This window comes from Pseudoalteromonas sp. KAN5 (assembly GCF_022846535.1).
GTDB classification, from domain to species: domain Bacteria; phylum Pseudomonadota; class Gammaproteobacteria; order Enterobacterales; family Alteromonadaceae; genus Pseudoalteromonas; species Pseudoalteromonas haloplanktis.
Window position 1 is genome coordinate 2135868 of record NZ_AP025589.1, and the last position, 7041, is coordinate 2142908.

At 39.5% G+C, this 7041-nt stretch carries 9 protein-coding genes; 3 read left to right on the forward strand and 6 right to left on the reverse strand.

The window, feature by feature from the left end; all coding sequences use genetic code 11:
- Positions 1-130: 130 nt before the first annotated feature.
- The 6 genes from flgE to KAN5_RS09660 form a co-directional block, all read right to left on the reverse strand.
- Entirely contained in the window at positions 131-1498 is a 1368-nt protein-coding gene (flgE, locus tag KAN5_RS09635; protein ID WP_016710629.1) for a flagellar hook protein FlgE, read from the reverse strand.
- Positions 1499-1554: 56 nt separating this feature from the next.
- Complete coding sequence (locus KAN5_RS09640; protein WP_016710628.1) at positions 1555-2235, reverse strand: flagellar hook assembly protein FlgD; 681 nt, start codon at positions 2233-2235, stop codon at positions 1555-1557.
- 13 nt (positions 2236-2248) lie between these two features.
- Positions 2249-2683: a flagellar basal body rod protein FlgC gene (gene flgC, locus KAN5_RS09645; RefSeq protein ID WP_016710627.1), complete on the reverse strand. Its 435-nt coding sequence runs from the start codon at positions 2681-2683 to the stop codon at positions 2249-2251.
- A gap of 2 nt (positions 2684-2685) precedes the next feature.
- The gene (flgB, locus tag KAN5_RS09650; protein WP_016710626.1) at positions 2686-3096 is read right to left on the reverse strand and encodes a flagellar basal body rod protein FlgB; all 411 of its coding nucleotides are present in this window, start codon (positions 3094-3096) and stop codon (positions 2686-2688) included.
- 195 nt (positions 3097-3291) lie between these two features.
- Positions 3292-4122, reverse strand: a complete 831-nt coding sequence (locus tag KAN5_RS09655) for a protein-glutamate O-methyltransferase CheR (protein WP_016710625.1) — start codon at positions 4120-4122, stop codon at positions 3292-3294.
- A 20-nt stretch (positions 4123-4142) separates the two neighbouring features.
- Positions 4143-5075, reverse strand: coding sequence for a chemotaxis protein CheV (locus KAN5_RS09660; RefSeq protein WP_016710624.1), 933 nt, complete (start codon positions 5073-5075; stop codon positions 4143-4145).
- Positions 5076-5216: 141 nt separating this feature from the next.
- Between KAN5_RS09660 and flgA the strand changes: the two genes are divergently transcribed.
- From flgA to KAN5_RS09675, 3 genes are all read left to right on the forward strand, one after another.
- A complete protein-coding gene (gene flgA, locus KAN5_RS09665; protein WP_138554098.1) occupies positions 5217-5924 on the forward strand; it encodes a flagellar basal body P-ring formation chaperone FlgA in 708 nt (235 codons plus the stop codon).
- A gap of 78 nt (positions 5925-6002) precedes the next feature.
- The gene (gene flgM / locus KAN5_RS09670) at positions 6003-6317 is read left to right on the forward strand and encodes a flagellar biosynthesis anti-sigma factor FlgM (RefSeq protein WP_016710622.1); all 315 of its coding nucleotides are present in this window, start codon (positions 6003-6005) and stop codon (positions 6315-6317) included.
- Positions 6310-6741: a flagellar protein FlgN gene (locus tag KAN5_RS09675; protein ID WP_016710621.1), complete on the forward strand. Its 432-nt coding sequence runs from the start codon at positions 6310-6312 to the stop codon at positions 6739-6741. Before flgM ends, KAN5_RS09675 begins: the two co-directional genes overlap by 8 nt.
- Positions 6742-7041 lie beyond the last annotated feature (300 nt).

The following is a 7041-nucleotide window of genomic DNA, read 5'->3' on the forward strand; positions in this document are numbered from 1 at the left end:
TAAGTGCCACAATAAATTGACATAACGTTCAGTGTCATTGCATACACAACGACTAACCAACGTATTGAAATAAAAAAGGCTGCTAATGAGTAGCAGCCTAGGTGTCGGATTATAAAAAGTAGCGCCGAGATTATCGGATCTGCAAGATATTCTGTTGGAGTGTTGAGTTTACTTCCAATGCTCGAGAATTGGCTTGGAAGTTACGTTGTGCACTGATCAAATCAACTAACTCGTTTGTTAAGTTTACATTTGATTGCTCAAGTGCAGACGAGTTAATTGAGCCTAATGTACCTGAACCTGGCTCTCCAGCAATAGGCTCACCTGAGGTTAAACTTTTTTTCCAACCTGTATCACCCGCTTGTTGTAAACCTTGCGAGTTTGAAAAGCGTACCATCGCTACTTGACCTAAGAATGACGTATCACCATTGCTGTAAGATGCAACAATTTTACCATCTGTACCAATATCAATACCTGCTAAACGTCCTACTGTTGCGCCATCCTGATCTAAGGCTTTAACTTCAAAGCGACTTGCATATTGAGTAGGTACCTTATTTGCAGTGCCCGCTTCATCGCGCCAGTTAATATTTATATCTTCAGGGAAACTCGCGCCGTTTGATAATAAATCTGAAAGGCCAGTTGCGGCACCCGCACCACCTGGGATAGCTAATGGATTAAATGTAGTTCCAGTATTCGCAGTCCCATCAGTTGCTTGTGGTAGACCACTTGAATCAAATTGAAACGTTGAAATAGGAGTGTAAGGAGCGGCTGTTTCTTCAACACCAGCTGGGCTAAATGGCTTTTCATCTAAGGTTGCATAGGTTTGCCATTCATTATCATTACCTGTCACTGCCGAATCAGTTTTTACAAAGAAAAACTGTAATACATGCGGTTCGCCCAATGAGTCGTAAACCGTTGTTGAAGTCGAGCTGTTATATGACGCGCTCACTTCAGGATCAAACGTTGTTACTGAAGGACTGCTTGCTCGTGAATCTAGATTGAACGACGAGTAAACATTCGTGGTAGCACGTGGCGAGCCTGATGAATCAGGGATTTGTAATGCTGAAGAAGTACTTAAACTAACCGATGTTGTATCACCTGTCGCTTCATCAACGGGAAAGCCCTGTAGGTAGTTACCTTTAGCATCAACAATAAAGTTATCTTTATTTAACTTAAATGCACCAGCACGTGTATAAGTAAAATCTTGTGCACCTAAATCCTGGCTCATTGCAAAGTAACCTTCACCCGTGATCGCTAAATCAAGTGAATTTTGCGTAAATTTTAATGACCCTTGATGGAACTGCTGCGCAACCATAGTTGTTTGTACACCATCACCATTTTTAGTTTTACCTGAGCTAAACACCGATGACGCATAGACATCCGCAAACTCCGCTCTCGACTCTTTAAAACCTGTGGTATTTACGTTGGCGATGTTATTAGCTGTAACATCTAAATCTTTTTGTGCGGCAGCTATGCCTGTTAACGCAATATTGAAGCTCATAATTCACCTCTAACTCTGTCAATGTTTAGCCTAAGGCTAACGAATAATTAAATTTTTTACGCGATTTCTGCAACGTCAGTTAGCCTAACCGCACCTTCTTTGGTGTTAATAATAATGCCATTGGCACCGTTAATATTGACACTTTCGATATTCTTAAAAGTCGCAATAGGCAAGCTGGTATATTCGCCATTTAGCTGCCCTTCAGCCTTAATTTTATATTCACCAGGTGGTAAACGTTCCTCGTTATCATTCATGCCATCCCATTCAAAACGGATCGCACCGGCAGATTGTGCACCTAAATCAATACTGCGTACCAATTGCCCTGACGAATCTTCAATTCGTAAAAACAGGTTCTCAACAGGTTCTTGAGCAACCACTGTGCCTTTAGCTGTGCCTGACTCGTTAAGGTCTAAGCTATCTGATTCAAGTAACGCTTGCTTACCGACTAACGTAGATGCTTGTAATGCTGAATTGGAGGTCATCGATGCTGCTAATGATTGAAAGTTACTATTGAGGTTAGAAATACCTTCCGCCATAGTAAAGTTGGTCATTTGTGCAATCATCTGATCGTTGTCTGCAGGTTTGCTGGGATCCTGAAACGACAACTGCTGCGTTAACAACGAGAAGAAATCTTCTTGTGTTAGTGCATCACTTTTCTCTTCACTTGAGACTTGATTATCTTGCCACTTAAGTGAATCTAAATAAGTTGACGATGCGGTGCTGATATCGTTACTCATAATCTTTCCTCAATTACCGCTGCCCAAGCAACAGTGTTTTACTTAACATTTGCTTCGCTGCATCAGCAACTTGCACATTGGTTTGATAAGAGCGAGAGGCGGAAATCATATTAGCCATTTCTTCAACGACATTAACGTTAGGTTTATAGATATAACCATTTTCATCCGCACTTGGGTGATTTGGGTTATATTCAATTTGCAGCGGTTTATCACTCTCTACAATACCTAGTACTTTAACGCCAACAGACGACCCCTGATTATTATTACCTGTTGATTCTGATGCTTTCATCAGTTCAGCAGCAAACACAGGGTGACGCGCTCGGTATGTTTTGTCTTGGCTTGAGCTAATGGTATTCGCATTCGAAATATTACTTGCGGTTGTATTCAAGCGCACATTTTGTGCACTCATACCAGTACCTGAAATATCAAAAACGTTATATAAACTCATGCTTATGCTCCTTGACTACCGAGGGCTTTTTTAAGGCCTTTAATTTTACTACTCATAAATTGCAGGCTTGCCTGATACTCTAATGAGTTCTTTGTATACAAGTTTCGTTCCACTTGTATATCAACCGAGTTTCCATCACCTGTATCTGTTTGATTTGGCGAGCGAAACATTTCACTATTACCAACATAACGACTGCCACCGGCAATGTGATTTGCATCCGTAGTGACCATGCTATTGCCGCCTTGTTGGTGGCTTTTTGCCGCTTTTAACGCTGAGGCAAAATCGATGTCTTTCGCTTTATAGCCCGGCGTATCAGCATTAGCGATATTGGTTGCTAATAACTCTGCACGTTGCGAACGGATCAACATTGCATGAGGATGAACCCCAAATGCTTTATCAAAACTGATAGCCATAACCATCTCCAAAAAATTGACTTAGGATGATTAATGCAAAAGATGAGCCAACTGAATTAGAATTTCACGAAGTGTTTAATGGTTTGATTTAAAAAGAAAAACGATGTGGTAACACATCGTTTATAAGATTATTAACTCAGTTTTACTAGTAAAACGGTTGGAAATTTAGCATTTAATTTATGTCATGCGAAGGCATTATTTCTTTTGGTAAATAATGCCAGGATTACACCGCACCATATCAAACTCATCGCTTAAACCCGACATAGATTCAGAGGCACCTAAAAACAAATACCCTTTAGGGTTCAGTGCTTGGGAAAATTGAGCAATAATTTTCGCTTTCACTTCTGGCGAAAAGTAAATGAGCACATTACGGCAGAAAATAATATCGAACTTGCCCATCAGTGCATATGAATCTAATAAATTAAGATGCCGAAAACTAACCAACTTCTTAATCGACTCATTCACTTGCGCCATGCCATTACCACTGTCTTTAAAAAACTTTTTCCTGCGTTCTACCGACAACCCTCGGGCCAGAGCAAGTGAGTCATACTCCGCATGTTTACACATATCCAGCATAGTGTTAGAAATATCAGTGCCGATAATTTGCGCACCCATTTTTAACACACCAGGCTGTTTAGCCTGAAACTCTGCAACAGACATAGCAATAGAGTATGGCTCTTGGCCCGACGAACTTGCCGCGGACCAAATTTTTAGCGGCCGACGTAATTCTTTATGTTCAGGGAATAATTTGCTTTGTAAAAGCTCAAACGGATATTGGTCCCGAAACCATAATGTTTCATTAGTCGTCATAGCATCAACAACGGCGGCACGTAACTGCCGCTCATGTGGACTCAACGTTTTACTCACTAATTGTGATAAAGATGCGACATTAAAACGCACCATTAATGGTGCAAGTCTGCTTTTCACTAAATAAAGCTTATTATCACCTAACACAATGCCACATTGTTGTTCTAAAAAAGAACGAAACTGATCGTACTCACTTTGCTCTAAATGCTTATTTTCCAAAGTTACACCGCCTTTTCAGATTAGTCACAATGAACCCATTTTTTCACTGCTGTAGCTAATTCATCCGGGTTGAACTTAGCAATAAAGTCATCAGCGCCTACTTTCTCAATCATTGCCTGATTAAATACACCACTGAGCGATGTATGTAAAATCACATGCAGTGGAGCTAATTTAGGATCTGCTTTAATTTCTGCTGTTAAGGTATAACCGTCCATTTCAGGCATTTCAACATCGGAGATCAACAACCCTACTCGTTCGGTGATATTGTTTTTACAGTCTAGCTCGGCAATCTCTCGTAATCTTATTAACGCTTCTTTGCCATTTTTGGCAAGCTCTGTTTGTACGCCTAGTGGTTCAAGCGCGCGTTTGACTTGATTACGCGCAACCGCTGAATCATCGGCAATAAATACAATACGCTCACCTAAATCTTTTTGAATTTCACCATCATTAGCTATCTCTGCACTGACTTCAGTATTTACTGGACAAATTTCATTGAGGATTTTTTCAACATCGAGAATTTCGACCAGTTCATTTTCAATTTCAGTTACTGCTGTTAAATATGAATATCGACCAGCCCCTGATGGTGGCGGCATTATTTTTTCCCAATTCATATTAACGATTCGCTCAACACCACCGACTAAAAAGCCTTGTACAGAACGGTTATATTCAGCAATGATGATAAAACTATCTTTAATATTTTCGATCGCTGGGCCACCTACGGCCATCGATAAATCGATGACAGAAATAGTCTGTCCACGAATATGCGCGACGCCTCTTATATAGGGGTTTGATTTTGGCATGTTTGTTAAAGGAGGGCATTGCAGTACTTCTCTCACTTTAAACACATTAATACCAAAGCGCTGCCGCCCTCTGAGCTTGAATAATAATAATTCAAGGCGGTTTTGCCCAACCAACTGAGTACGTTGATTAACTGAGTCTAAAATGCCTGCCATTTCAATCTCCTAAAGAAAGCTAATAATAACGGAACAATAATTGCTTTCTTTCTGTAAAGCTACATAACTACACGGGAGCGTCTATTTATTGACGCTAAATATTTATACCCTGTTTTCAACCATAAGCATAGTCGAAACATTATGAGTTTGTTAAAAAAAAGCCGAAGATACAGTGTTTTTTATTTTCTTGCTAGCCTATGCCTAGTTACACCACTGACTGCGCAAACTTACAGTAAAGAGCAACTGCAAGAACTCGCTGTATCTTATATATACGATCAACTTGATCCCGCTACCGCCGATGATAAACAACTTAATGCATTAAGTTTAGACAGTCGCATTCCTGATCGCAGTTGCGAAAGTGCACCTTCTTATACTATTCCAACCGAGCCTCCTTTTAGTCGGCAGATCACCGTACAAATTAAGTGCAATGATTTAAATGGTTGGAGTCAGTATGTGCACGTACGCATGATTGAGCTTTCACCCGTTGTCGTCGCGAGTGAAAACCTAAGTCGCGGTGAAGTCATTGAAGCTCACCATTTAAGCTTGATCATGAAGCCAAAACATTTTGTTCGCGCCCAGTACTTACAAGACGAAGAACTATTAATTGGTAGTCGCAGTAAACGTAATATTCGCAGCGGTTATCCCGTTGCTTTAAATCAAATTTGTATGGTGTGCAAAGGAGATAATGTGACTATTTTTGCTGTAATTCGTGGGTTAAAAATAAAAACTTCCGGTTTAGCCCTAGAAGATGGTACTTTAGGCGAGCAAGTTAAAGTAAAAAATGCAAAATCAGGAAAAGTTTTAAATGCCCGTGTTGACGGTGTTGAGTCAGTGCAAGTAATTATCTAAACTTTTACTTTTATGCTAAAGTTTCTAATGTGTGTGCCGATAACTAGGCATAAGTTGGGTAACGTATAGGTTAAAATCATGGTAAGCCAAGTAAATAAAGGTCAGCAACAGGCTAATGTGTTGACCAATGCCAAACAGCAGAAAGTTGATTTACAAAACAATAATGCAAATACTGCACAAGCAAATGCGCCTAAAGCAGCTGCTGATTCAGTAAGTTTGACGCCGCAAGCTCAGCAATTAAAATCATTACAAGATAAGGCGCAACAATCTTCTGGTTTTGATAGTAATAAAGTTGCTGAACTTAAAAAGGCTATTAGTGAAGGTAAATATCAGATTGATGCTGAAAAGTTAGCCAAAAATATCGCTGCGTTTGAGTTTGATGTGTATGGCTGATCACAATCGTTTAATTTGCTCTAAACTTGTTATGCAATTAAATTGCTTAACATCACTTGCTGATATCTTGGATGATGAGTTAACCGCGATAGCCTCTCGTCGTGGTGAAGGCTTAAAAGATATTGCTAAGCAAAAACTGACCTTTTTAAGTAAAGTTCAAACGTTAGATAAAGAGCTCAAAGCATTACTTGCTAATAATGAAAGTGAGTCTGAAGAAGTATCAGACCTAATTGGTGATGTGCGCAAACTATTAGAATCATGTAAAAAGAAGAATGATGTCAATGCGCATGCAGCACATCAGGCACAATTAACGGTAAAACAGTTAAAAGATATTTTAATTGGTGTGCCAACTTCAACAACCTATGATCAAGGTGGTAGTGTTGTACATGGTAGCAGCAAAATAGTTCATAACTTAAAAGCTTAGCGCTGGCGCTTAAAAATATACTTTGCTCTCTTACTTTCCTAATTCTGATACTTTTTCCATATCTAGATGTATACCCAATAACCACTGCTATACTAATGAGTTGTTATACCAATCGTGTTAAGTTACTGACCATTTATAGCGACAGATAAATGGAGTGATAACAAGGCATAAATTTTGACATGTAGTTGTTCTACATGAAAAATTTATAACGCAGTTAGCGCTTTATTTAGCCCGCTAGAATGGTTAAATATTTAAGTCGATTGGTATTATACCAATCGACTTAACACGATTGGTATTAAA